Annotated in this window: 21 protein-coding genes, 1 tRNA gene and 1 pseudogene; 7 read left to right on the top strand and 16 right to left on the bottom strand. The window is 57.6% G+C overall.

Annotation, left to right across the window (positions count from 1 at the left end; genetic code table 11):
- The 6 genes and pseudogenes from M5R41_02550 to M5R41_02525 form a co-directional block, all read right to left on the bottom strand.
- A complete protein-coding gene (locus tag M5R41_02550) occupies positions 1–609 on the bottom strand; it encodes a DUF5915 domain-containing protein (protein MCZ7555269.1) in 609 nt (202 codons plus the stop codon).
- 39 nt (positions 610–648) lie between these two features.
- Positions 649–3207, bottom strand: a pseudogene (gene ileS, locus M5R41_02545) (isoleucine--tRNA ligase).
- A 4-nt stretch (positions 3208–3211) separates the two neighbouring features.
- Positions 3212–3466: a DUF2905 domain-containing protein gene (locus M5R41_02540; protein MCZ7555268.1), complete on the bottom strand. Its 255-nt coding sequence runs from the start codon at positions 3464–3466 to the stop codon at positions 3212–3214.
- Positions 3467–3469: 3 nt separating this feature from the next.
- The gene (locus tag M5R41_02535) at positions 3470–4297 is read right to left on the bottom strand and encodes a purine-nucleoside phosphorylase (protein ID MCZ7555267.1); all 828 of its coding nucleotides are present in this window, start codon (positions 4295–4297) and stop codon (positions 3470–3472) included.
- Positions 4290–4919, bottom strand: a complete 630-nt coding sequence (locus M5R41_02530; protein ID MCZ7555266.1) for a DivIVA domain-containing protein — start codon at positions 4917–4919, stop codon at positions 4290–4292. Before M5R41_02530 ends, M5R41_02535 begins: the two co-directional genes overlap by 8 nt.
- A gap of 10 nt (positions 4920–4929) precedes the next feature.
- Positions 4930–5604, bottom strand: a complete 675-nt coding sequence (locus tag M5R41_02525; GenBank protein ID MCZ7555265.1) for a YggS family pyridoxal phosphate-dependent enzyme — start codon at positions 5602–5604, stop codon at positions 4930–4932.
- Between the two features lie 162 nt (positions 5605–5766).
- Between M5R41_02525 and bshC the strand changes: the two genes are divergently transcribed.
- Positions 5767–7395, top strand: a complete 1629-nt coding sequence (bshC, locus tag M5R41_02520; GenBank protein ID MCZ7555264.1) for a bacillithiol biosynthesis cysteine-adding enzyme BshC — start codon at positions 5767–5769, stop codon at positions 7393–7395.
- Between the two features lie 73 nt (positions 7396–7468).
- Positions 7469–7777, top strand: a complete 309-nt coding sequence (locus M5R41_02515; GenBank protein ID MCZ7555263.1) for a hypothetical protein — start codon at positions 7469–7471, stop codon at positions 7775–7777.
- A gap of 66 nt (positions 7778–7843) precedes the next feature.
- Here M5R41_02515 and M5R41_02510 read toward each other — a convergent pair whose 3' ends face one another.
- The 5 genes from M5R41_02510 to M5R41_02490 are packed head-to-tail and all read right to left on the bottom strand — an operon-like array spanning position 7844 to position 12883.
- Positions 7844–9904, bottom strand: coding sequence for an OmpA family protein (locus M5R41_02510; protein ID MCZ7555262.1), 2061 nt, complete (start codon positions 9902–9904; stop codon positions 7844–7846).
- A gap of 55 nt (positions 9905–9959) precedes the next feature.
- Positions 9960–11057 (bottom strand): glycosyltransferase, encoded by a 1098-nt coding sequence (locus M5R41_02505; GenBank protein MCZ7555261.1) that lies wholly within the window; start codon positions 11055–11057, stop codon positions 9960–9962.
- Positions 11057–11722 (bottom strand): polysaccharide deacetylase family protein, encoded by a 666-nt coding sequence (locus M5R41_02500; GenBank protein ID MCZ7555260.1) that lies wholly within the window; start codon positions 11720–11722, stop codon positions 11057–11059. The genes M5R41_02505 and M5R41_02500 overlap by 1 nt, the downstream gene beginning before the upstream one ends.
- Positions 11723–11779: 57 nt before the next feature.
- Positions 11780–12622 carry a DUF1207 domain-containing protein gene (locus M5R41_02495; protein MCZ7555259.1) on the bottom strand — a complete coding sequence of 281 codons (843 nt, stop codon included), beginning with the start codon at positions 12620–12622 and terminating at the stop codon, positions 11780–11782.
- 9 nt (positions 12623–12631) lie between these two features.
- Complete coding sequence (locus M5R41_02490) at positions 12632–12883, bottom strand: hypothetical protein (GenBank protein ID MCZ7555258.1); 252 nt, start codon at positions 12881–12883, stop codon at positions 12632–12634.
- A gap of 335 nt (positions 12884–13218) precedes the next feature.
- On the opposite strand from M5R41_02490, the gene rpsU reads away from it, so the two are divergent.
- From rpsU to M5R41_02465, 5 genes are all read left to right on the top strand, one after another.
- Positions 13219–13410 (top strand): 30S ribosomal protein S21, encoded by a 192-nt coding sequence (gene rpsU, locus M5R41_02485; protein MCZ7555257.1) that lies wholly within the window; start codon positions 13219–13221, stop codon positions 13408–13410.
- Positions 13411–13493: 83 nt separating this feature from the next.
- Positions 13494–14819: a DUF4921 family protein gene (locus tag M5R41_02480; protein ID MCZ7555256.1), complete on the top strand. Its 1326-nt coding sequence runs from the start codon at positions 13494–13496 to the stop codon at positions 14817–14819.
- A gap of 6 nt (positions 14820–14825) precedes the next feature.
- The gene (gene tsaD / locus M5R41_02475) at positions 14826–15851 is read left to right on the top strand and encodes a tRNA (adenosine(37)-N6)-threonylcarbamoyltransferase complex transferase subunit TsaD (protein MCZ7555255.1); all 1026 of its coding nucleotides are present in this window, start codon (positions 14826–14828) and stop codon (positions 15849–15851) included.
- Complete coding sequence (mltG, locus tag M5R41_02470) at positions 15838–16848, top strand: endolytic transglycosylase MltG (GenBank protein MCZ7555254.1); 1011 nt, start codon at positions 15838–15840, stop codon at positions 16846–16848. The genes tsaD and mltG overlap by 14 nt, the downstream gene beginning before the upstream one ends.
- Positions 16849–16863: 15 nt before the next feature.
- The gene (locus M5R41_02465; GenBank protein MCZ7555253.1) at positions 16864–18546 is read left to right on the top strand and encodes an Ig-like domain-containing protein; all 1683 of its coding nucleotides are present in this window, start codon (positions 16864–16866) and stop codon (positions 18544–18546) included.
- 109 nt (positions 18547–18655) lie between these two features.
- Here M5R41_02465 and M5R41_02460 read toward each other — a convergent pair.
- The 5 genes from M5R41_02460 to pyrF form a co-directional block, all read right to left on the bottom strand.
- Positions 18656–18728, bottom strand: a tRNA-Gly gene (locus M5R41_02460).
- Between the two features lie 60 nt (positions 18729–18788).
- The gene (locus M5R41_02455; protein MCZ7555252.1) at positions 18789–20159 is read right to left on the bottom strand and encodes a sigma-54 dependent transcriptional regulator; all 1371 of its coding nucleotides are present in this window, start codon (positions 20157–20159) and stop codon (positions 18789–18791) included.
- A gap of 6 nt (positions 20160–20165) precedes the next feature.
- The gene (locus M5R41_02450; protein ID MCZ7555251.1) at positions 20166–21464 is read right to left on the bottom strand and encodes an ATP-binding protein; all 1299 of its coding nucleotides are present in this window, start codon (positions 21462–21464) and stop codon (positions 20166–20168) included.
- A gap of 4 nt (positions 21465–21468) precedes the next feature.
- Entirely contained in the window at positions 21469–22836 is a 1368-nt protein-coding gene (gene larC / locus M5R41_02445) for a nickel pincer cofactor biosynthesis protein LarC (GenBank protein ID MCZ7555250.1), read from the bottom strand.
- A complete protein-coding gene (gene pyrF, locus M5R41_02440) occupies positions 22833–23651 on the bottom strand; it encodes an orotidine-5'-phosphate decarboxylase (GenBank protein ID MCZ7555249.1) in 819 nt (272 codons plus the stop codon). The genes larC and pyrF overlap by 4 nt, the downstream gene beginning before the upstream one ends.
- Between the last annotated feature and the right edge of the window lie 92 nt (positions 23652–23743).

The following is a 23743-nucleotide window of genomic DNA, read 5'->3' as shown; positions in this document are numbered from 1 at the left end:
CTACTCGATCTCGGCTGCGGTAATATACACATCGCAGGAAAGATCGTTGACGCTCATCCTGATCCCGCTGCCCGCAGGTATGGTGGCCTTAAGGATTTTTACAGCGAGCGTTTCAGAACAAATATACGACGCGGTTTCCAAAATTGCCCGTTCGAGTTCCGCGTTGTCGCTGTTCCATGTGATGACGATACGATCCGTCACTTCCATACCGCTGTCCTTGCGGAGGCTCTGAATCTTGCTGATGAACTCACGTGCGTGACCTTCGTTGATGAGGTCTTCCGTGAGCGAAGTGTCCAGGGCTACGACGAGGCCGCCGTCGCTGCCGATGGTCCAGCCTTCGATATCCTCGTGCAGGATCTCGACATCCTCGCTCTGCAACACAATGTCATCTCCGTCCAACGTAAATGTCGTTTGTCCGTCACGTTCCATCGCATTGATTTCATCGGTGGTGAACGCAGCGATACGTGCGGCGATAGCCTTCACCTGCTTGCCGAATTTCGGACCGATGACTTTGAAATTCGCTTTGGCGCGCTTTTTCAGCAACTCCGAGTCATTCGCGATGATCTCGATATCGCGAATGTTTGTTTCCTCGGTAATGACGTCATGCATCGCCCGTACATGGTCTGCAAGACCGTGTTCTGGGCTGGCGACGAGAATTTTCGCCAAAGGCTGTCGGGTCTTGAGGCGTGTTTGCTCACGCAGTCCCCGGGTGAGGTATACGACACGTTGCGCGTTTCGCATCTTGGCCTTCAACGCCGCGTCGATATACCCCGGCTCGGGAAGCAGGCACAGGTGGACGGATTCCACACGTTCCGATGGGGCCATACTGGCGGTAAGCTTCTGGTACAGCGTTTCGGCAAGGAAAGGTGCAAAGGGCGCCATCAGCTTCGCCAGAGTGAGGAGACACTCATGCAGTGTCTGGAAAGCGGCGAGCTTATCCTCGGACATGGCGCCTTTCCAGAAACGCCGCCTGTTTCTGCGTACATACCAATTCGATAATTGGTCAACCGTGAAATCCGCGATCGCGCGCGCTGCCGGAGTCGGATCATAGGCATCCATGTCCGCACGGACATCACGAACGAGGACCTGCAGTTCCGTCGAAATCCATTGGTCAATTTCCGGGCGTCGTTCCAGAGGTACCGGTGCGGCGGTTGCGTCGAACCCGTCTATATTGGCGTACATGGTGAAGAACTGATACGTATTGATCAGCGCACGGAAGAAATTTTTCTGCACCCCTTCGATGTCCTGCTCATTGAACATCGTCGGCCGCCAGGGCGGACTGTTCACCGTCAGATACCAACGGGTCGCGTCGGCGCCGTAGCGATCCAGCACATAGAAAGGATCCACCACATTGCCTTTTGACTTGGACATTTTCTGTCCGTTTTTATCAAGCACCAGTTCGTTGACAATGAGATTCTTGTACGCCGGTTTGTCGAACAGGGCCGCGGCGATGGCGTGCAGCGTATAGAACCAGCCACGAGTCTGGTCAATGCCTTCGCAGATGAAATCCGAGGGGAAATTCTCCTCGAAAAACTCCTTATTCTCGAACGGGTAGTGGTACTGCGCAAAGGGCATGGCGCCGGAATCGAACCAAACGTCGATCAGCTCCGGTGTCCTGCGATAGAACAGGCCGTTTTTCTCGAAATAGATTTCATCCACCCAGGGCTTATGCAAATCAACATCCTCCCGGGAGGGAGCGACACGCTGCCCATCGACGATACGGAAGCCCTGCATGAGTTCTTCCACAGATCCGACAATGAACATGTCGGAACCATCCTCCGCCACCCAGATCGGCAGCGGGGTGCCCCAATAGCGATCGCGTGACAACGCCCAGTCCTTATTGTCCTCGAGCCAGTTGCCGAAGCGTCCGCTGCCCACTTCCGGCGGGCACCAATTGATCTCCTTATTCAATTCGATCATCCGCTTCGCATAATCCGTTGTGCGAATGTACCAACTGTCGCGGGCATAATAGATCAACGGATTGTCGCAGCGCCAACAATGCGGATAGCTGTGAAGGTAGTCTTTCGAGGAACGGTAGACACGGCCATTCTCTTTGAGCTTGCGCATGATGTCCGGATCTGCGCCTTCTTCCGTGTGCGTGGAGAAGTTGAGCGTTTTGACCAGTCGTCCGGCGAAATCCGTGACCTCATCCGTAAAACGCCCACCGGGTGTTACCGGCAATACAAACGGCAGGTCGTACTTTTTCATCATCTCGTAATCGTCCATACCGAACGCTGGTGCGATGTGCACCACACCGGAACCATCCTCTGTCGTGACGAAGTCACCCGACACCACGTACCAGGCCTTTTTGTCCACCTCCACATAGTGGAACAGCGGCTCGTACTCCATGCCCAGCATATCTGTCCCGAGCATCTCGGCGAGGATGTCGTACTCCTCGGTGATGACGGAGAGGCGCTCCTTCGCGAGATACAGCACTCCATGCTCCGCGGTACGGATTTTTACATATTCGACATACGGATTGACGGCAAGTGCGACGTTGGAAATCAGGGTCCAGGGCGTGGTGGTCCAGACGAGGATGGCGGCGTCTTCATTGCGCAGGCGGAAGGTGACATAGGCGTTCATATCCTTCACGTCGGCGTAGCCCAGCGCGAGTTCATGCGAGGAGAGCGGAGTTTCGCAATGCGGGCACTGCGGAACAATTTTGAAGCCCTTGTAAATCAGTCCTTTTTCGTAGAACTGCTTGAGCGCCCACCACAACGACTCGATATAGTTGTTGGTACAAGTGATGTAGGGATCGTCCAGATTCACCCAGTAGCCCATGCGCTCCGTGAGCTTGCCCCAGCCTTCGGCATACTCGATGTGGTGATACACGAAATCCTTCGCCTTGCGATTGAACTCCGCAACACCGTATTTCTCGATGTCCGATTTCTGCTCGAATTTCAATTCCTTTTCCAGGGCCACTTCAATGGGCAAACCGTGCGTGTCCCAGCCTGCTTTGCGGTGGACCCGATGACCGGTCATTGTCTTGTAGCGGCAGACGAGATCTTTGAGCGTCCGCGACATCACATGATGAATGCCGGGACGACCGTTGACGGAGGGCGGTCCCTCATAAAACGTGAAGGCTGTACCGTCTCGTCGTTCACTGATGCTTTTATCAAAAATACTCCGTTCTTCCCAAAAGCGGAGTATTTCGAGTTCAATGTCGGAGTATGAGAATTTTTCAGGAAAGGGTTCGAAACGTGACATGAGATTAGGGTTGGTCGTTGTTGGATGAGTCCAGAATGAAATATGCTATCGCCGTGATGACAGCGGCAAAGATGATGCTGGTCGTGATCGGAAGGTACAAATTCAGACCGGGAAGCGTAAGTTCAAAATCGCCCGGCAGTGCACCGATGAAGGGGATACGGCGGAAGCGCGTCGCCGCTACAATGACGACCGCGCAGAACAGCGTCATTACCATCACGATACGGACGATGGATATCCACTCGCGTTTGCCGGCTGCCATGGTTCACTCCTCGAGGCGTGCAATAACGCCCTTCATGATGGCGCGCAATCGTGGTTCGGTTTCATTTGCTGTCCGGATAATTGCCGGTACATCGACCGCTTCCAGTGCGTCCGGAAAGCATTCATCCGTAATGATGGAAAACGCCAGTACGCGCATACCCATGTGAATCGCGACAATATTCTCCGGCACGGTGGACATTCCGACCGCATCCGCCCCGATAGCGCGGAGAAAGCGATACTCCGCGCGTGTCTCGAGATTGGGGCCGGCGACGGCGACAAATACCCCGGTTTTCAGCGCGATACCGTTCGCAAGTGCCGTTTCCTCCGCAAGACGCATGAGACCGTTGTCGTAGGGCTCGCTCATGTCCGGAAAACGCGGGCCCAATGCATCGTCATTGACGCCGATCAGCGGATTATCTCCGATGAGATTGATATGGTCCCATATCAGCATGACATCGCCACGTCTGAACAATGGATTCATACCGCCGGCAGCATTGGAAATCAGCAAGGTGCGCACGCCAAGAGAGTGCATCACCCGCACCGGGAAGGTTACCTGCTTGAGCGTATACCCTTCGTAATAGTGGAAACGTCCCTGCATGACGACGACGTGCTTTCCGCTCAACGTCCCGAAAATCAGCTTCCCGTGATGCGACTCGACGGTGGAGACGGGAAAATGCGGTATGTCGGCGTAATCGAGTTCACACTCGATGTCGATTTCACGAACAAGCCCGCCGAGACCTGTCCCAAGGATGATGCCGATGTCGGGCGTCAACTGCGTTTTGGAGCGTATATACGCGACCGCATCCTCCATCATGGCGCGGAGTTCAGTCATCTGTCCTTCCATATTGATCGAGACGTTGAATAATGTCATGCAGTTCGTCGGTATTGATTCCCTCGCGCGTTTTTCCACCCGGCAGTATTGCACTGCGAATCGCGCGTCCCTGTCCACCCTGCTCAAAAGAAGCGAGAAAGTCCACCTCCGCGCGGAGAATGGACCTGATGCGCGTCACAATAGCGATCTTTTTTGCTTCGAGCAAATCAATCTGTTCCTGAAGGCGGGCATAGCGTTCATTACCCTGAGCGACGATGCGTTCGGAGCGACGCTCGGCGTCCCGGATAATGATATCCGCTTCACGTTTCGCCTGTTCGATCATGACTTTCCGCTCCTGCTCGACGCGCATGGTGGAAGCGAGCACACCCGCCTCGGTTTGTTTGGCAAGTTGCTCTGAAGCGCTTTTCAGATCCCCGAGCATTGCGCGGATGCGTTTTTCCGTATCCTTGGATTGGCGAAGTTGTTGTTCGAGAGTAACGACTTCCCGACGCAAGGCATCATTTTCGTCTGCCAGTGCGGCGAGTTCCTCCGCGAGAGCACGCAAATACGGACGCACCTCGTCCGGATTCCATCCCTTCCGGGAGGTGGAGAATTCTTTGTTCGCAAGAGTATTTGCATCCATGCTCATCACCTCATTGTCTGGGACCAAAAATGGCGCTTCCGATACGGATAATGGTGGCTCCCTCCTCAATCGCCACCTGATAGTCGTTAGTCATGCCCATGGAAAGTTCGCTGATTGCCGCGTCGTGAAAACTTCGTTGCAGCTCGCTCCGCAGCACGCTCAGCAAACGGAACGCAGGGCGGAGACGTTCAGCATCCTCAAACGCCGCGACAGTCATCAGACCACGCAATCGGACCGCCTCCAACTGTCGGACCGCGACGGCGAGTTCCTCCAGGTTATCCGGACTCACCCCCTCCTTGGATATCTCGCCGCTGGTATTCACCTCCAGAAGCACCTCGGTCACGATGCCCAAGGATTGCGATCGTTTATTGATTTCGGCAGCCAGATCGAGGGTATCCACCGAGTGAATCAGAACTGGTAATCCGATGATTTGCCGAACTTTATTCCGTTGCAGATGACCGATCATGTGAAACCGATGCGGCAGGAGATCTGCTCGTTTTGCCAGGTATTCCTGGACTCGGTTTTCACCGATATCGGTGAGATTCAGGCCGATGGCATCATTGATGACGGAGACGGCTTGCGTTTTCGTGACGGCCACGAGTGTGACCTCACTACGTGCCCGTCCGACACGCGCACAGGCTTGTTGGATGTTCCGTTCTATGTCCGCGATGCGATCAGCCAGCATAAGCAAATCAATTTATTTGCCGGGTGCCTAAGAAACAAACGGCGGTACAGGTTTGGCACAGTACGGGGTTTGGCACAATACGCGGACCGCACGCGTTCATCGGTTTGTCTCTGCTCTTCTCCGCGTGTATATTTTGATTTTGCTCACTTATTCCCGACACACATGATCACCCTACCGTTCGACGCGCTACCGGGAAGTCCGCGCATTTTTTGTGACTACGTCGCTCATCAGGAAGACGCTTCCGCATTTTTCACGGGGCATTTCACAGACGTCCTTGCCTGGGAAACCCATCTGCAGCAGCTCGAACGCAGGCAGTACCCGCGGGAGACGCTGTACACCACGCTTGTAGAGCAGAACAAACGCTTCCACGCCGGCGACGCGGTGTGGCGCAATGTGGAGTTGCTGAAGCGGGAAAACACCTGTGCCGTCGTCACCGGTCAGCAGGTGGGCTTGTTCACAGGGCCGATGTACACGGTGTACAAGGCGCTCACAGCCATGCATCTCGCCGCGTGGCTCAAGGAACAGTTTCCCGGGTATTCCTTCATCCCGGTGTTCTGGATGGAGTGCGAAGACCATGATTTTCTCGAGATCAACAATACCGGCCTCATCACCACGGACAATGATTTCCGCCGCGTCACCTATGCGCAACCGGCGGACGAAGAGGAGAAAAACCTGGCCCCGGTCGCTTCCATCAGCTTTGACGAACGCATCGAAGAGGTGATCAGGGAATTTTGCGAACAATTACCCCGTACCGAATTCAGCGACGGGATTACCGCCCTGCTCGACAATAACTATCAGACCGGTGTACCGCTTCATGTCGCCTTCGCCCGACTCTTCAACGATTTATTCCCCGAAGCGGGTATCGTTTTTCTCGATCCGACGGACGTCGAAATAAAACGACTCGCCGCTCCGATCATACTGCAGGAACTCGAGACCTATCCCACAACCGGCGAGGAGGTGATCAAGAGAAGCGCGGAACTCGACGACCGGTACCACGCGCAGATCAAACCCCGTGCGGTGAATCTCTTCATGATCCACAAGGGTAATCGTTACGCCATCGAACCAGGCGACCAGGGCTTTTTCCTCAAAGGCACACGCCAGCGCTTTTCGCGCGAGGAACTGCTGGAACTCGCGAACACCGCACCGGAGCGTTTCAGCCCCAATGTGCTGCTCCGACCCATCGTCCAGGACTCGATACTTCCGACCGTCAGCTATGTCGCAGGTCCCTCCGAGGTCGCCTATTTCGCACAGCTGCAGCCGGCGTACGATCATTTTCAGCTTCCCATGCCGCTGATCGCTCCGCGAAGCAGCATAACGATTGTCGAACGTAAAATCGAGAAACTGTTCGGCAAGTACCTGCTCCCCTACGCGGCGATGTTCATGGACAGCGATGAGATGTTCCGCATCGCCACATCAGACAAACCGGATGAGGCGCCGGAGATGGATTTCCGCACACTGTCGGCCGTCATCGAGCAGCACCTCGCGCAATTACCCGCCACGGCACGTGCCGAGCACGCCAATCTCGGCGACCCTGCGGAAGCGACAGTGCGGAACATCCAACGCGCGCTCGCCACGTTCGAAGAAAAGCTGCAGCAGCATCGGCGGCAGAAGGACGAGGTGATGACGCGGCAACTCACGAAAATGCAGGCGTACCTCGTCCCTGAGGGAAAACCGCAGGAACGTCAGATCAATGTGCTCGTGTTTGTGAACCGCTATGGCAGAGATGTCCTGAAACTCATTTCGGATGCCTGTCTCCCCTTCCCGGCCGAGCACCGCTTGCTGCTGCTCTAGGACTTGCTATTCTCCGGAGAAACGGTACTTTTGCGGGTGTAACCTTGTACTTTTTATCTCTGGAGGTGCGGTCATGTACTACGTCACCTATCGCAATGTGCTGAAGACGCATGCGACGCTCGAGGATTATCGCCGCGGATTGCGCCACGTGTGGCCGACGCTGCAGTCCTGGGGCGCCAACCGCGTGGAGATGTTCCAGGAACTGTACGACGAGTCCGGGGCATTTTACACACGATACTTTATCGACAGTCTCGATCAATGGAACACGCACGTTATGAGTGCCGAATTTGCTTCCATGCTCAAGCATCTCGACGGCATTCTCGATCTCTCGATGAGCGAAGTCACCGTCAGTGTTTCGCTTCCGACGGGGATCGAAGAATAGGATTCCCTCTGACGAACAACGCCGCGCGGGGAGCACCGCGCGGCGTTGTTCCGTTTCCGGCGGCTGTTACTCGCGCTCGATGCGCAGACTGACCGTACGATTGTAGAAGCGCCCTTCCGGCGTGTCGTTCGAAAACACGGGCGCCGTTTCACCCAGACCCACCGCACGAACGCGTTCGGCGCTCGCCGGTCCAAGCCGGTTGAGCAGTATGGTGCGCACTGCGTCGGCGCGCTGCTGCGAGAGCTTCAGGTTATAGTCCTCCGATCCGATCACGTCCGTATAGCCACTGACGGTGATCCCTGCGTCCTCCGTGACACGCGGATACACATACGTGTCCATGATGCGCTCATTGCGGGGACCCGGTTCTGCAACATCGAAAGGAAAAAGGATGAGACTGATTTTTTCCACGGTGATACCGCCTTCCACCATCACGTTCTTGCGGCTTTCGCGTTTGATCTCTCGTACGGCAATGGAAAGCGGTTCGGTGACGTAGCTGTCGCCCGCCTTGTCCTGTATCAGAAATCGTGTGCTCAATGCGCCGCTGCTGGCCGGCAGCTCGCCGTCGCGGTTCTTCCAATTCCAGGTCATCCGCGCTTCGTGCTGCGATCCGTTCCGCTGATCGAAGAGCACCCCGTTCTGTTCGGTGCTGATACGCCAGTTCTCCAGGCCTTCCTCGGCGTTCACGGTCGTGGTGAACTGCACCGATTCAGGTATGACCTTCGCTATACGACGCACGAAGGTAACGGGCCGGAGGAGTTGCGCGTCCTCGGAAGTGACCTCGACGCGTCGGTTCTCGCTTTGCCCCATCGTGTCGCGCGATGACGATGCGACGGGCGGCAGCGCGCCGGCGGCAAGGGTCATCCGCGTTTCGTCAATATTCCAGACCGTCCGCAGGTAATCGCGCACCGCTTCCGCCCGTCCTCTGGCGAGTTGGCCCGCGTTTCGTTCGCTGCCCGTGTTGCTGTGGTAGCCGGTGATGGTAATGCGTGCGTCCGGGGATGCGTTCATCCTGCTCCCGATGACGTTGAGGGCGTTGTAATAAAAATCCAGTGCTCCGCCCTCGATAGCGCTCTCTTCGAAGGCCGTCACTTCCGCGGAGGTCAGGCGTCTGTAGCGCTCGGGAATGGTGGACGATCCCTGCTCGAAGAAGACATAATTGAGCAGTGGGAAGGTTTCCCGGATAATTTCCTCCTCCATAACCAATTCTCTGGCCGAAGCGGAAAGTGTTGCGGTGGGTGTCTGCTTGAAACTGTAGGTGACCGTGTACCCTTTGGCGACGATTTTCTTCGCGATCTCATCGAAGATGCCTCCCAGATCTTCGGCATTCCGCGCGAGAAAATGCTCGCCGCCTGTGTTCTTCGCTAGCTCGACGAGAAAACTGTTCGCTTTTGTCAGATAATCGATCGTAAAGTATGTCGTGCCTGTATGTGCCGCGTTCAGTGCGGTAGGAGCATCCACTATGCTTTTATTGTCTTCGCCGTCGCTGAAAATGATGGCGAAGCTCCGGTCCACCCTCCCTGTATCGGCCGCAATCTGCTCCCGCACGGCGTACACGCCGTCGTAGAGATAGGTATTCCGGGTCAGATTTCTTTCGACGAGCATGCGCTTCGCGTATTCCACCGCGCGGGGTTTATCATAGGTATACGGAAGGCGGACCATCGGCAAGGGCTTCCCGTTGTGATGGAACACGGGAGCGGCATTCTCGCCCTCACGGAAAAACAGCACAGATACGCGCACGGCAGGCGAAAGTCCCGCGATGGTTTTTTCCAGCGTCCTGTGCATGATCCCCAACCATGGACTCATGGACTGGCTGTTGTCCACCATGAGTATCACCCGCATCACGGTATTCTCCACCGCGGTGATTTCTTTCACCTCATGTATGGTGGCGATTTTCTTTCCTTTCGCGATGCGGAAGTCGGCCGGTCCCAGGTCCGGTATATGCTCCCCAAGTTGATTCACGGGTGTTGTGACGAGCGAATGCGGAGCGCCTTCCGTCACGGAGCGGATTTCGGAACGTGCCACGCCCGTGCGTGTGCATTCCAGAGTGAGCGGTTGATCCGATTGCGCGTGCGCAGATTGCGTAAGGAGACCCAATGCGAGTATTGCGAATGCTGTGACTCTCATCATTGCACCTCAAATACTTGAGAAGATGGATAAAACTACTACAACCAGTCCTGGAAGCTCAAAGTTTCCGGTCCTTCCAGACCACTTTACCGCCAAGGAGCACCACGAAGGGCAACGCCGTCACATACACGATGTAGTAGAGCTCGAAGTGCAGGAAATAGCGAAAGAGGTCCATGCGCCGGAAGCGCGACAGCGGCCACGCCAGCAACACCGCATCGCCCATGCACTTGCCGGCGAATCCGGCGAACCACGCCCACAGTGGTAAACCGAACAACGGTAACAACAGGAGTGCAAGGTTCATCAAAAAGCCGACACTCATCACGATAAATCCGGTAAGCGGACTGTCCAATCCCCCATTGCCCCAACGCTTTTTTTGTCTGTACAAATCCTGCACATTCGGGCAGGGAGCGCTCCAGACAAGCGTGGAGGGTTCGGCCGCATAGCGGACTTTCCAGGATGTTTTGTACGCGATAGCCATGAGCAATGCGAAATCCTCGGTGACGCTGAAACCGACGCCCTGATAGCCGCCCACCTCGTCATACACCGCGCGGCGGTAGGACATGTTGTTTCCAACCGCGCTGAGTGCGCGATTCCATCCTACACCGGCGGAAGCCACGGTGAGCAGATACGCCCAGTCCAGCGACTGCATACCCGAAAACCACCCATCCGTAGTGATCATGGTAAAGCCGCAGACGCACCCCGTGTGTGCGTCATACTGCTCCACGGTACGCTGCACCCAGTCTCGCGGTACTTCGCAATCGGCATCCGTCGTAAGGATAATTTCTCCGGTCGAACGCTCGATCGCTTGCGCGATGGCGTTGGTCTTTCCCTTCAAACCGTGAACCTGTCCCTCCGTGCTGATCATCCGTATTCGGCTGTCCTTCGCCGCCCACTCCGTCATGATCACCGGCGTCGCATCCGTGGACTGATCATTGACGATCAATATCTCCAGATCGCCTTCATAGACCAGCGCGGACAGACTTCGCAGACAACGGTGGATATTCGCTTCCTCGTTTCGTGCCGCCAGTATGACGGACACCGAAGGAGTTGCCACGCTGCGCTGGGGCTTGCTCGCCCGTTTCGAGCCCAGCAGAAACAACGCCACCTTGAGAAGGTACAGCGCGAGGATGCCGGTCAGAATCGTTACCGGAATCATCACCGATCGCCTCCGTCGGAAAGGCGCACGGCGCGCAGATTCGTTTCGCGCAGGCGTCGTGCGAGTGCATGCACGAGCGCCGGCAGTCGCCCCAGAGTGCTGGCGTTGTCATGCAGAACGAGAATATCCCCGCCGCGCACGGAGCGCAGGTTCTCCAACAACGCCGCGCCTTTTTGCCTGGTGTCGAAATCTCTCGGCATGCGGCTCCACAGCACGAGGGTACAATCGAGCCGGGTGGCGATGTCCATGTGAAAGGGATTGATCCTGCCGTACGGAGGCCGATAGCAGCGCGGCCGTACGCCACAGCACTGCTCGATGGCGTCGAGCGAACGGAGCATATCGCGGTGCACCGTCTCGCGTGATGCGAAAAACAGGTCATCGTGCGTGTATCCGTGGGACGCGGCTTCATGGCCTTGCGCCACGACGTCCCGCACCAGCTTCGGATGACGCTCCGCTTCGATACCGGTGAAGAAAAAGGTTGCGGCGATACCGCTTTGCGTTAACGCCTCGAGCAAGGGTGGTGTGCCTTTCGCCGTGGGACCGTCGTCAATCGTGACGGCAACCGCAGAGGTATCAGCAAGCCGATGTTGCGCGCCGGGCAACAGTGCGGGTAATCGCGAGAGCGAGCGTGATAGTGCGGCATGATAAAACCCGGCGAGTCGCATGGTCTGTTCTTTCGATCAGGCTGTAAAAAAAGAATGATACAGATGAATGTCGATTTTTCAAAAATCAACGGTAAAGCCGGGTCCCCAGTACGACCAGGTGAGGTCGTGATACTCCCCGTGCTGACTTTTTCCGTGATACAGGGCTACGAACACATTGAGTCCCGTTCCGCGCATCTGACCGAATTTCACCCCGGCCTGCAACGCGTGGGCGGCTGTGACCGCATGCACATCGACGGTGCGAAAATCGTACGCGGCATACAAATGTATCCCGTCCGTGAAAGCATCGACGTAGAAGGCCTCCGCGCCGGCCTGCACACCGAGTTTGCCCAAATATGCAGGATCGATGTGATAGATGTATTGTCCGCCTGCGTAACATCGGAGGTTATCGCCGACGTCCAGCGACGCAACGAGATCAACGAACTCCCTGCTGTACACCAGTGGCTCTCTTCCGTCTCTCCAGGCGGCAGTGCTCTTATCGTAACTGCCGTCCACAAGATGCGCACTGATATGACTGAGACGGAGACGCGCTCCGGCGACGAGCTGCTCGTCCATCGACATACGCCAGGAGGCGTTGATTCCGAAGAGATAATCCACCGCGTCAACGGGAAAATGGAAGTCCTTGTCCTGCCGGAGAGAGGTCCAGGTAAAAAAATCTGCGCCGACGGCGAAGAGCGATTCGCCGCTCTCACTGGAAAAATTCCACAGGTCCACCGCGTTACCGATGTCCAGCCGCAGACGATCCTCGCCGTTCAGTTTCAGAGCGCCCATACGTGGTTCGACGTGATGCGCCAGAAGCGGAGGAAAGAGAAGGCGTCCGGCGGGATGCTCCGTGCGGTGTTGTGCGCGCACGGAAAAGGAAAAACAACACAGGAAAAGCAAGGTGCAAACGCCGCGTTTCATAGGTCCCCGTCACTCCGTATCGTCATCATCGTCCGACAGCGCTGAAGCGTTCAGATCATCGTCGGCGACGAAAAGGCGCGAGCAGACATCCCCGTCGAAGCGACCGGTATGCACACAGTTTTCGAAACGATCCTGTAGTTGCGCCAGGTCATCGGCTTCGGAACTCAGCGCAAGATCATCCATATCGTCGCAGTTCAGGCAGAACTTCACTTTGGATTCCTCATCATCGCGGGGGGGAGTTTTTTCTGTGATTTTTTTCATACAACGTTCCGCATCGGGCACAGATGCAAGGTACGCACGGGGCGGGCACAGATACAACGCGCCGGCGATGTGGCAGCCGCCGGACCAGGGAAACGCGGACTCAGGCGCGTCGTCTCAACAGTTCGCCCGCCGAAGAACGCGAGCGACGCCGTTCCGCAGGCACGACCCGCGGCGTTTCCACGATACCTCGAAACGGACCGACGATCCGCTGGCGGCGAAACGTATCGAAAATGCAGGATTCCACGATTTCATACTTGATTCAGAGCATGATGATCACTATTTTTCAAATCTGAATGGAATTCAGAAATCGTTTCACAAAACAAAAGGAGTTCAGCTTGATCGGCATTATTGTACAGGAAAACGAACCCATCGACCGCGCGATTAAACGTTTCAAGAAAAAATACGAACGCTCGGGCATTCTCAAGGAATTCAAGCGCCGCGCCTATTATACGAAGCCGTCCATCAAGAAGCGCATGAAGAAGCAAAAGGCCGTCCGTCGCGCCCGGCGTACGTCCGACGAAAGCTGAGCCGGCCTTCCCTGCATGGGAGTCGCTTCACGATCTTCTCCCTGACCACATAGCCCATCCATAACCGAGTTACCGGAGGCGGGTTGGACTACCATTTCTATTTCAACACCATGGCCGACGGAACGGTGAAACAAGTGAACCCGTTCACCGGCGTCGAAGTATGGTCGGTACCGGGCCGTGGCGACAAGCCGCTGGGATCGCCGCAACGCGACATCGCCGCCCCCCTGCTCGATAAGCAGGATCCAGAAGGTTACTGCGCGTTTTGCATAAGCCGCTATTTTGAAACAGCTCCGGAAAAGTCCCGTGTCGTGCACACCGGGGACGGTTTTACGACGCTGTATCAGGTCGCTCCCGACGCCTACACGCACACCCGTCCGCTCTTTCGCCGCATATCGAATCTCTTCGAAATCCTCTCCGTGGACTACTGGACACGGAATTACAATTACAAGCTCTCGAACAAGAACCGTGTCTGGATGGATCAGTATCTGGGCAATCCCACCGGTTTGAAACACGTCCTCGGTATCGTGGACTATAAACTCGGGCGCCAGGGAAAATCCGATGAAGAGATCTCGAAAATTTCCCTCGATGACAAGATCAAATTGGCGGAAGCACATTTCGGCGGCGGCCATGAGCTGATCATCGCCGATCGTCACTACCTGCCCGATGCGCAAAGTACCGATGAGCTGTGCTCCACCGGCGACCTCAGCGCCGATGAGCATTACCAGTACTTTGCCCTGATCATTGACGCGATGCAGGATATCGTGGCCAACAACCGCTACGTGCGATCCATCAGTGTGTTCAAGAACTGGCTGCAGCCGGCCGGGGCGACCTTCGATCATCTGCACACGCAAATTGTCGCCATTGACGAATGGGGAGCGGCAATGGAGCGGAAAATCAAACTCGTGGTGCAGGATAAAAACGTGTACAACACGTACGGACCGAATTTCGCCGGGTATAACAATCTGATTTTTGCTGAAAACGATTACGCCCTCGCCTTTGTCGGAATAGGCCACCGCTTCCCGACCGTCGAAATTTTTTCCAAATCGGTGAATGCGCGTCCGTCCGACCATACCCCCGAGGAGGTGCGCGGAATGAGCGATCTCGTGCGTGCGGTGCATGCCGCCATAGGACGAGACATCTCCGTGAACGAGGAATGGCATCACACGCCCATGGATTCCATCTTCAAAATTCCCTGGCATGTATTCGTCAAGTTGCGCATCAACACACCTGCGGGTTTCGAGGGCGGCACGAACATTTACATCAATCCGCTGACACCAACGGTGCTGCGCGACAAACTGGTGCCGCGCTTCTACGATCTGCGCAGGGATGGCGTTATTGACGGCTCCATTCGCATCGCCGAGGAATGCGTCGTCGTCCCGAATCCTCTGCAGTACTTCAAAGGATCCTGAGCCGTCGTGACCATTCTCGGTATCGAATCTTCCTGCGACGAAACCTCCGCGGCGGTCCTGCGGGACGGAACGCTGCTCTCGAACATCATTTCTTCCCAACTGTTCCATACCGATTTCGGCGGCGTGGTGCCGGAACTCGCTTCGCGCGCACATCTTCGCGCCATCGTTCCGATCATTCAGGCGGCGCTGGACGACGCCGGAGTGACGATCGAAGACGTCGATGCCGTGGCGGCGACGCAGGGGCCTGGTTTGATCGGTTCCTTGCTGGTGGGCCTCAACACAGGCAAGGCCATCGCGGCCGCCCGCGGGCTGCCGTTCATCGGCGTCAATCACGTCGAAGCGCATTTGTATTCGGCCTTCCTGGGTGAGGAGAAACCGGATTTCCCCTACCTCGCGCTGGCGGTGTCGGGCGGACACACGTTGCTCGTGCTCGTGCACGACACGGAACGCCTCACGCTGCTGGGCGGCACCATAGACGACGCGGCGGGCGAGGCCTTCGACAAAGTGGCGAAAATGCTGGGACTCGGCTTCCCGGGCGGACCGCTGATCGACGCCCTTGCGCAAGAAGGAAATGCGGCCGCTATCGCCTTTCCGCGTCCGCTGCTGGATGAAGAGGGGTACCGCTTCAGCTTCAGCGGACTCAAGACCTCGGTACTGTATCATCTGCGTCGTCGTGCGGTGGATGGCATCCTGCGTCTGACGGATGCGGAACTGCGGGACATCTGCGCAAGCTTTCAACAGGCGGTTGTGGATATACTGGTCGGAAAAATGCTCCGCGCCGCCGCGGAATTCGGTATTCGCGATCTGGCCGTGGCAGGTGGTGTTTCGGCCAACGCCGGTCTCGGAAAGGCGCTGCGCGCACGGGCGGGCGCCATCGGCAAACGCGTTTTCATTCCACCGCCCGTGTACTCCACCGACAACGCCGCGATGATTGCGCTGCTTGCATCCTTCCGCCTGTCGCGTGCGCGGAAGCAGCCGCAGGCCCCCGCATTCGCGCGCCTGGCAGGGACGTTGTTCCATGAAACGCCGTAGTCTCGTCCTCGCCGCGGCCGTCGCAGTGCTCGCGCTGCTGTATCTCTTTTCCGCCAGCCTCCTTCCGTATCGCAGCGGCGCACTACGCCCCGTGGACATTCCCCGCGGAAGCACGCTCGGCAGCATTGCCGACTCCCTCGCGGCCAATGACGTGCTGCGTGACAGATACGTCTTCATGCTGATGGCGCGGCTTTCCTCGTCGGCGAGCCGGCTGCAATCCGGGTATTACAAGTTTCCGGAGAGCGCCTCCGCCGCCGACATCCTGGCGATTCTCGTCGCGGGCAGTCATCAGGCCGCCGTACGCGTCACCATTCGCGAAGGACTCACCATCAGACGCATCGCGGCGGTGCTGGCCAAGGAAGCAGGCTTCGATGCGGAAGATGTGATCGCGTTGAGTCGGGACCGCGATTTCATCGACAGTCTCGGACTCGATGTCCGGCAACTCGAGGGCTATCTTCTGCCGGATACGTACGACATACGATTCGACGCGACGCCGCGTCAGGTGCTTGCGCGCATGGCCGCTGCGATGCGGCGGCAGTTCACCGCCGAATTCCTTGCGCGCATGGACGAGCGCGGTCTGTCCGTGCATCAGGTGCTGACCATGGCGTCGCTTGTGGAGGGCGAGACGCGTCTTGCCGAGGAGCGCGCACGCGTGGCCGGTGTGTACTACAACCGTCTCAGGCGCGGTATGCTGCTGCAGGCGGATCCGACCGTACAGTACATCATCCCCGACGGTCCGCGGCGTTTGTTGTATTCCGATCTCGCCATCAACTCGCCGTACAACACCTACATGTACCGCGGACTGCCTCCGGGACCGGTCAACAATCCGGGTGTCGGCGCCATCCGCGCGGCCCTCTGGCCTGAGGAGCACGGATTTTACTATTTTGTGGCGGACGGAAGTGGTGGACACACCTTTTCCCGCAATTACGAAGAACACCTCAAGGCCGTGGCCGTGTACCGAAAACTACAGCGGCGCGCGGCCGATAACAGTCGCTAAAGGCAAGGATATCCGTTGAAACCGCAACACGTCGCTTTCCGCCGATCCATGATCCTCGCGGCGCTGCTGTGTGCGTCCTGCGCCACGCAGCGTCCGCCCGAGGGGGGGCCCGCGGACTCCGAGGCGCCGTATGTACGCAACAGCACACCCGCTCCGGGCACCGTCAACTTTCGCGGGCGGAGTGTGGTGATCGAATTCAACGAACGCGTGGACAAGCGCTCCTTCGACGAGGCCCTGCACATCTCTCCCCTGCTGGACGGCAAGCCCGAACTCGACTGGTCCGCACGCGAAGTGGAAGTGCTCTTTCCGGATGAACTGCCCGACGATAAAACCATCGTCATCACCGTCGGCAGCAATCTCAAAGATCTGCGCGCCGGCAACGCGATGAACGGAAGCTGGCAACTGGCGTTCTCGACGGGCGACAGTCTCGACGCCGGTATGATCGAAGGCAGCGTGAGCGATGCGAAGCCGGCCGGGATATCCGTGTTCGCCTATCTGCTGCACGAGGGACGGGGTGATACGCTCGATCCCGCGCGTCATCGCCCGGACTATGTCGTCCGTACCGGCGACGACGGACGCTTCCGCCTCTCCTATCTGCGCGAAGGATGGTATCGGGTGTTCGCCGTGCGCGACAATCTCAATAATCAGCTCTACGACGTCGAAGCAGATGAAATCGGCATCCCAGCCGGCGACGTGTTTGCGGCGGACAGCAGCCGCATGCCCTCGGCGCTGCGTTTTACCCTGCATCGGGAGGACACTACGGCGCCGTTCGTGCAGCGCGTGCAGGCGGTCAACATGCGGCAGTTCCGCATTGCTTTCAGCGAAGATGTGCAGCCTTTCCCGCCTCCTTCAGGCAGCGTCGCGCTGTACGACTCCGCCGACGGAACACCGCTGCCCGTGCACAGCGTGCACCGCGCGCTGCAGGGACGCCACAGCTGGGATGTGTTTCTCGCGCAACCGATGCGTGAGGGACGTTTCCGATTGCAGCTCGATTCTCTCGGCGATGCGGCCGGAAATCCGTTACGCGCCGAGGCGCAGTACTTTGACGGCAGCGCCCTGCCCGACACAGGAAGACCGGCATTTCTCGAGATTTTCCCAAAGGATGGCGCGCAGGGAGTACCCACCGACAGCGTTTTCCTGCTGCGTTTTTCGCGGCCGGTACGCCCGGATGTGTCGGTGCGCCTGCTCGATTCCACAGGCAAAGAACTCCCCGTCACCATTCTGCAACCCGATATGACGCGCGTGGAAATCGCGCATCCCGTGCTCGATGAAGCGGCGGCGTACCGCTTGTGCCTGGATTTGGCGAGCATACGAGACGAGATTACGGACCGCGCCATGGCGGACACGCTGTACTGCCTTCCCTTCACTTCCGGCAAGGCGGGCAATTTCGGCAGCGTTTCCGGCAGCTTTGCCGGTGACAGCCTCAGGGGCGTCCCGCACATCACCTTGCGCGACGTGAAGGACGGCGGCACGGAGCGCCACACTGTCGCGGATTCCAGCGGACGCTTCTCCTTTCCCCGCGTCCCCGAGGGACAGTATAAAATCGAGGCCTTCCTTGATCTCGACAGCAACGGCCGCTACTCACCAGGAAGAGCCAGACCTCTGCTCGCCCCCGAACCCTTCCTCCGTTACAAAGACACACTTCGCGTCCGCGCCCGCTGGGAAACCGGAGGCGTCAAATTGCGGACAAACGAGTGACGATGCACGACGTACGATGTACGATGTACGATGTACGATTGTGAATCAATTCCCGATGAACAGCTGGACGCAAAAAAAACCGGACAAGCATGTAACTTGTCCGGTGAAGAGCGGGAAACGAGACTCGAACTCGCGACATCAACCTTGGCAAGGTTGCGCTCTACCAACTGAGCTATTCCCGCAAATACCTCTGTTCAAGAGGTATATAAATATACGCCATCCGGGCGGAAAATGCAAGAGCGTCAGAGAAAATCTTCCTTATTCAAACCGTGCTTGCGCATTTTCTTGACGAAGTTGGTGCGCTCGACACCGAGCTGTTCCGAGGCGCGGGTCTGATTGCCGTTGTTCGCGCGCAGGGCCTCGATGATGAGCTTCTTCTCGAACTCCTCCACCTGATCCATGAGCGGACGCGTGTCAACTTTGAACGCGCGCTTCCCCTGAATTTCGGCCTTGAGCGCATGCGCTACGGTGTGCACGTCAATTTCCTCGGCTTCGGCGAAAATCGCGAGCTTGGTCACGACGCTGTCCAGTTCACGCACGTTGCCGCGCCAATCCTGCCGTGTGAGCAAATCGAGCGCCGCGGGCGAGAAGAAGTGGTCCTGCAGGCTGTGTTCGCGGGCGGCCTTGGCGAGAAGATGCCGTACGAGAGGAGCGACGTCCTCGCGCCGTTCGCGCAAGGGCGGGATGTGGATGTCGTATTTGTTGAGCCGGTAGAAGAGGTCGTCGCGGAACGTCCCCTCGTGTATCAGATGCAGCAGATGCTTGTTGGTGGCGCTGATCACACGCACGTCCACATCGCGATCCAACGGATCCCCTACCCTGCGAACCTTGCCGCTGTTGAGCACCTGGAGCAGCTTCTGCTGAAAGGTCGTATTGGTGTTACCGATTTCGTCGAGGAAAATGGTGCCGCCGTCCGCGATCTCGAACAGGCCCTTCTTGTCGGCCATGGCGCCGGTGAAGGATCCTTTGACATGACCGAAGAGCTCGGATTCGAGCAGCGTTTCGGTGAGTGTGCCGCAATCCACGGAAACAAAGGGACGCTCGCGGCGCGGGCTCATGGCATGAATGGCGCGGGCGAGGACCTCCTTGCCGACCCCGCTTTCACCGGTGATGAGCACGGGCACGGTGGTCTTGGCCACCTTTTCGGCCATTCCCATGATTTGCTGAATGGCGCTGCTCGCGCTCACGATCCCGATTTCGCGCATGACCTCTTCGATGGTCCCGGAGACCACCTTGGGCCTCTTGGATTCGATGGCTTCTTTGACGGATTCCTTCAACTGCACGAGGTCAATGGGCTTGGCGAGGAAGGAGTAAGAGCCCTTTTTCGCCGTTTCAATGGCGACAGGGACGTTGTACGCCTGTCCGGTAATCATGATCACGGGAATTTCCGGCCAGTTCTGGACGATTTCGGTGAGTACCTGCCGTCCGTCCATTTGCGGCATCAGAATGTCGAGCAGCACGAGATCCACCGTCTGCACGTGCAGCATTTCCAGCGCTTCGACGGGATTCTGGCGGACGACGGTCTGATAGCCCGAGTGTGTGAGAATGTCGGAGACGGTCTGGCAAAAGTCTTCTTCGTCATCGACAATGAGAATGATTGGTTTTTCGTTCATGATACGTCAGTATTTAGTGACCGGCAGCCGAATTTGAAACGTCGTGCCAAGGCCCGGCGAGGAGTTGAACGTGATTTCACCCTGATGTTCCTGGATGATTTTCTGCACGATCACGAGTCCCAGTCCTGTGCCGCCCTTGCTGTGTGTTGAAAACGGACGGAAGATTCCTTTTTTGACTTCCTCGTCCATTCCCGCGCCCGTGTCCTGTATGGTGATTTCCACATACTCGCCGGGGCGGTTGATCCATTGCCCGGGGGCTGTGGCGAGGATGATTCTGCCGTCGCGCGAGCCGATGGCCCGCACGGCATTGTCCAGCAGATTCCCGATAGCTTCAGGAAAATGCGCGATGTCTATGCCGACCCTGGGCAGGTTGCGGTAGAAATGCGTGATGATTTCGATGTTGCGCGTGGACTTTTCGCGATATTCGTCGGCGAGGTTCTGGAGGATGATGTTGACGTCGTTGGGCAGAAGATTCATCTGCTCCTTGTTGGCGAGGCGTGTCAGATTGTGTACGATCTCGTTGAGTTTACGCGACTCGTTCACGATGCGGTCCAGATACTTCGTCATTTCCTCCCCTGTCCCGTCTCGCTGTTCGGAGAGCAGCATTTCGAGGTGCTGCGCGGTGAGAGTGATGGTGGACAGCGGTGTTTTCGCCTTGTGCGCGACATGCTGGGCTACGCCGGACCAGTTGACGCGCCGGTCTTTCTCTATCGCCTCGGTGATGTCGGCGATGATCATGATATACCCGTCGAGCCGCTTCGTTTCGCTGTAAAACGGATACGCCTTGACGATGAGCGTACGCATCACTTTCCCGTGATTGAACACGACCTCGCGTTCCACGGCGTATCTGCTGCTCTGCGCTTCCTCGAAGACCTGCAGGATTTCCGGGGACGGCGCGTTTTTCAGGTAGTAGGAATACACCTCGGACATGGAAACGTAATCATCGAGTCCCAGCAGCAGGCGGGCGGCGCGGTTCATCATTCTGAGGTCAGACGAACGGTCGAAAATGATGACGGCGTTGCTCTGCAGTGCGTCGAACACGCGCTGCTCCTGTCGAGCGAGTATGCGCGAGTAATTCCGTACTCCCAGAATGGAGGCGGCGATAAGCACGAGGAGAATGATGGTCTCGGTGCGGTAGCGTGTGTACAGAATGGTATGTATGGGATTGTCCTCGAAATACTTCTCGACGATCTCCTGTTGCAAGTCCTCCGGGACCTGCTCGGCGGAAACCTCCGGCTCCTGTTGCGCGAAGCCGCGGAACGAGAACAGGAAAAGAAGTATGAGAAGTGCCCGTGGAAAAGTCATTCTGTCAATCGCGATTGCTGTCGTGTTCGATAGAGCGATAAATGTCAAGTAACGGAAGATTCAGTTCACCTGCAAGGCGGCGGCACTCCTCGAATTCGGGTACCCGGCGCATCCTTTCGCCCGTACCGATGCGTTTGACGCGAATCGGTCCGTAGCGCGTGTCCACCGTCTCGATTTCACGATGCAGTTTGCGCCTCCGCACCTCGTGCCTGCGTACACCGAGGGAGCTGGTTTCACGCAGCAGGAGGTCCTGAAGCACATCGGCAGCTTCCAAGGGAGCTAGGACGGTGAGGACCTGTCCGGGGCGCCCTTTCTTCATCACCACGCTCTGCGTCCAGCAATCGAGTGCGCCGGCCTCGAGGACGCGCTCCATCACCCAGGGGTAGACCTCCGGATTCATGTCGTCTATGGAACATTCAAGGATGGTGACGGTGTCGCCCGCGTCCATCCCGCTTTCGTTGTCGAAGGGCTCGCCGATGCTGCCGATAAGCACGCGCAGAACGTTCGGGAGTCCGGGATATTCCTTGCTGCCGGCGCCATAGCCGATGGCATCAATGGAGAGCAACTCCGATGCACGCATGACGCCCCTTGATGACGCCGCGATGATGGCGGCGCCTGTCGGGGTAGTGAGTTCAAAGGGAACGTCCGTAAGTTCGATCGGATATCCCCGGAGCAATTCAAGTGTCGCGGGTGCGGGCACGGGCATGACGCCGTGCTGTGTATCGATATGCCCCCCGCTGCCTGTCCGCACAGCCGAGGTATAGACACGTTCGACACCGAGCAGCTCGAGACAGATCGCCGTACCGACGATATCGATAATGGAATCCACCGCGCCCACTTCATGAAAATGCACATCATCCACTGCACAGCCATGCACCTGTGCTTCGGCCTGCGCCAGCGCGCTGAATATGTCCAGGGCACGCTGCTTGACGCGCGCGGAAAGCACGCTCTGTTCGATCAGCGCCCGAATGTCGCTCCAGGCCCTCGTCACATGCCGATGGGGCATGGCCGGCACATCGCCAACGGGCACCATGCCGCTGTCGGTCTGTCCGCCATGGGTATGAACATGCGACGCATGGCTGTGCGTGTGCGTGTGCGTGTGCGCATGATCGGTATGATCGTGCGGAGCTTCCGTGAGGGACTCACGGACCGCCAGCTCTTCCGTCCTCCCGGCTTCGGTGAGCAGCACATCGATTTTTATGGTGGCAATCATGGAGCGATGGACCCGCGTGAGCGTCATCTCGTACCCCTCCAGCGGAAGCTTGCGCAGTTCATCCCGCAACGCATCGAAGGATGCGCCTGCATGTACGAGTGCGCCGAGCGTCATGTCGCCGCTGATGCCGGAGATGATATCGAGATAGGCGATTTTCATGCGGCTGAAGGCCGGTGTGCGTTTATTTCGTCTCTGAGCAGCAGAGCGGCCTCGCGCGCCTTATCGGCGAAATCCTCGCCGTCACCGGCAAAAATGATACCTCTGCTGGAATTGTACACGGCGCGCCCGCCAGCGGCAGTCACTCCCGCCTTAACGGAGGCCTCGGTATCCCCACCCTGGGCGCCCAGGCCCGGAATGAGCAGCGGCGCATCCCCGACCATCGCGCGAAGGTCCCGCAACTCCGACGGGTGCGTCGCGCCCACGACAAAGCCGAGATTGCCGGCGGTATTCCATCCGAGGGCGGTGCGTACGACATGGCGGTAGAGTGCTTCGCCGCCGATTTCGAGATACTGGAAATCGCGTGAACCTTTGTTGGAAGTCAACGCCAGCAAAAAGATTCCCTTTTCTTCATAGCGCAGAAAGGGTTCGACGGAATCGAAGCCCATGTACGGAGCGACCGTGGTCGCATCGAAGGTGAAATCTTCGAACAGGGCTTTGGCATACATCGTCGAAGTATTGCCGATATCTCCGCGCTTCGCATCGCCGATGGTGACCACGTCGGAAGGGATCGCATCCAGCGTCGCGCGGATGCAGTGCCAGGCGTCACGTCCCAGGGTTTCGTAAAACGCAAGATTCAGCTTGTAGGATTGGACGACATCGGCGGTGGCCTCGATGATGGCCCGGTTGAAGGCGATGACCGCATCGTCGCGTCCGCGGAGGTGGGCGGGTAGCTTCGCGGGGTCGGTATCGAGACCGACGCAAACGAGGCTCTTGTTTTTCGCCGTGATGGCGTCTAACTTTTCCAGGATGTGCATGAATGCTTCAATTGGTGTCGAGAACGTTAGAACATATAAAAATAGAGCGAATGGCCCTCAAAGGCAATGAACATCCGCGGACCGGACGTATT

The sequence above is a fragment of the Bacteroidia bacterium genome (assembly GCA_027493955.1).
Classification (GTDB): domain Bacteria; phylum Bacteroidota; class Ignavibacteria; order SZUA-365; family SZUA-365; genus JAOSJT01.
The sequence above is the reverse complement of the archived record's forward strand: the minus strand, read 5'-3'. Positions and strand labels throughout refer to the sequence as shown.

Coding starts and splice junctions, on each gene's coding strand:
- M5R41_02550 (MCZ7555269.1), bottom strand. CDS start 609: ATGCATGACGTCATTACCGAGGAAACAAACATTCGCGATATCGAGATC.
- M5R41_02540 (MCZ7555268.1), bottom strand. CDS start 3,466: ATGGCAGCCGGCAAACGCGAGTGGATATCCATCGTCCGTATCGTGATG.
- M5R41_02535 (MCZ7555267.1), bottom strand. CDS start 4,297: ATGACTGAACTCCGCGCCATGATGGAGGATGCGGTCGCGTATATACGC.
- M5R41_02530 (MCZ7555266.1), bottom strand. CDS start 4,919: ATGGATGCAAATACTCTTGCGAACAAAGAATTCTCCACCTCCCGGAAG.
- M5R41_02525 (MCZ7555265.1), bottom strand. CDS start 5,604: ATGCTGGCTGATCGCATCGCGGACATAGAACGGAACATCCAACAAGCC.
- bshC (MCZ7555264.1), top strand. CDS start 5,767: ATGATCACCCTACCGTTCGACGCGCTACCGGGAAGTCCGCGCATTTTT.
- M5R41_02515 (MCZ7555263.1), top strand. CDS start 7,469: ATGTACTACGTCACCTATCGCAATGTGCTGAAGACGCATGCGACGCTC.
- M5R41_02510 (MCZ7555262.1), bottom strand. CDS start 9,904: ATGATGAGAGTCACAGCATTCGCAATACTCGCATTGGGTCTCCTTACG.
- M5R41_02505 (MCZ7555261.1), bottom strand. CDS start 11,057: ATGATTCCGGTAACGATTCTGACCGGCATCCTCGCGCTGTACCTTCTC.
- M5R41_02500 (MCZ7555260.1), bottom strand. CDS start 11,722: ATGCGACTCGCCGGGTTTTATCATGCCGCACTATCACGCTCGCTCTCG.
- M5R41_02495 (MCZ7555259.1), bottom strand. CDS start 12,622: ATGAAACGCGGCGTTTGCACCTTGCTTTTCCTGTGTTGTTTTTCCTTT.
- M5R41_02490 (MCZ7555258.1), bottom strand. CDS start 12,883: ATGAAAAAAATCACAGAAAAAACTCCCCCCCGCGATGATGAGGAATCC.
- mltG (MCZ7555254.1), top strand. CDS start 15,838: ATGAAACGCCGTAGTCTCGTCCTCGCCGCGGCCGTCGCAGTGCTCGCG.
- M5R41_02455 (MCZ7555252.1), bottom strand. CDS start 20,159: ATGAACGAAAAACCAATCATTCTCATTGTCGATGACGAAGAAGACTTT.
- M5R41_02450 (MCZ7555251.1), bottom strand. CDS start 21,464: ATGACTTTTCCACGGGCACTTCTCATACTTCTTTTCCTGTTCTCGTTC.
- larC (MCZ7555250.1), bottom strand. CDS start 22,836: ATGAAAATCGCCTATCTCGATATCATCTCCGGCATCAGCGGCGACATG.
- pyrF (MCZ7555249.1), bottom strand. CDS start 23,651: ATGCACATCCTGGAAAAGTTAGACGCCATCACGGCGAAAAACAAGAGC.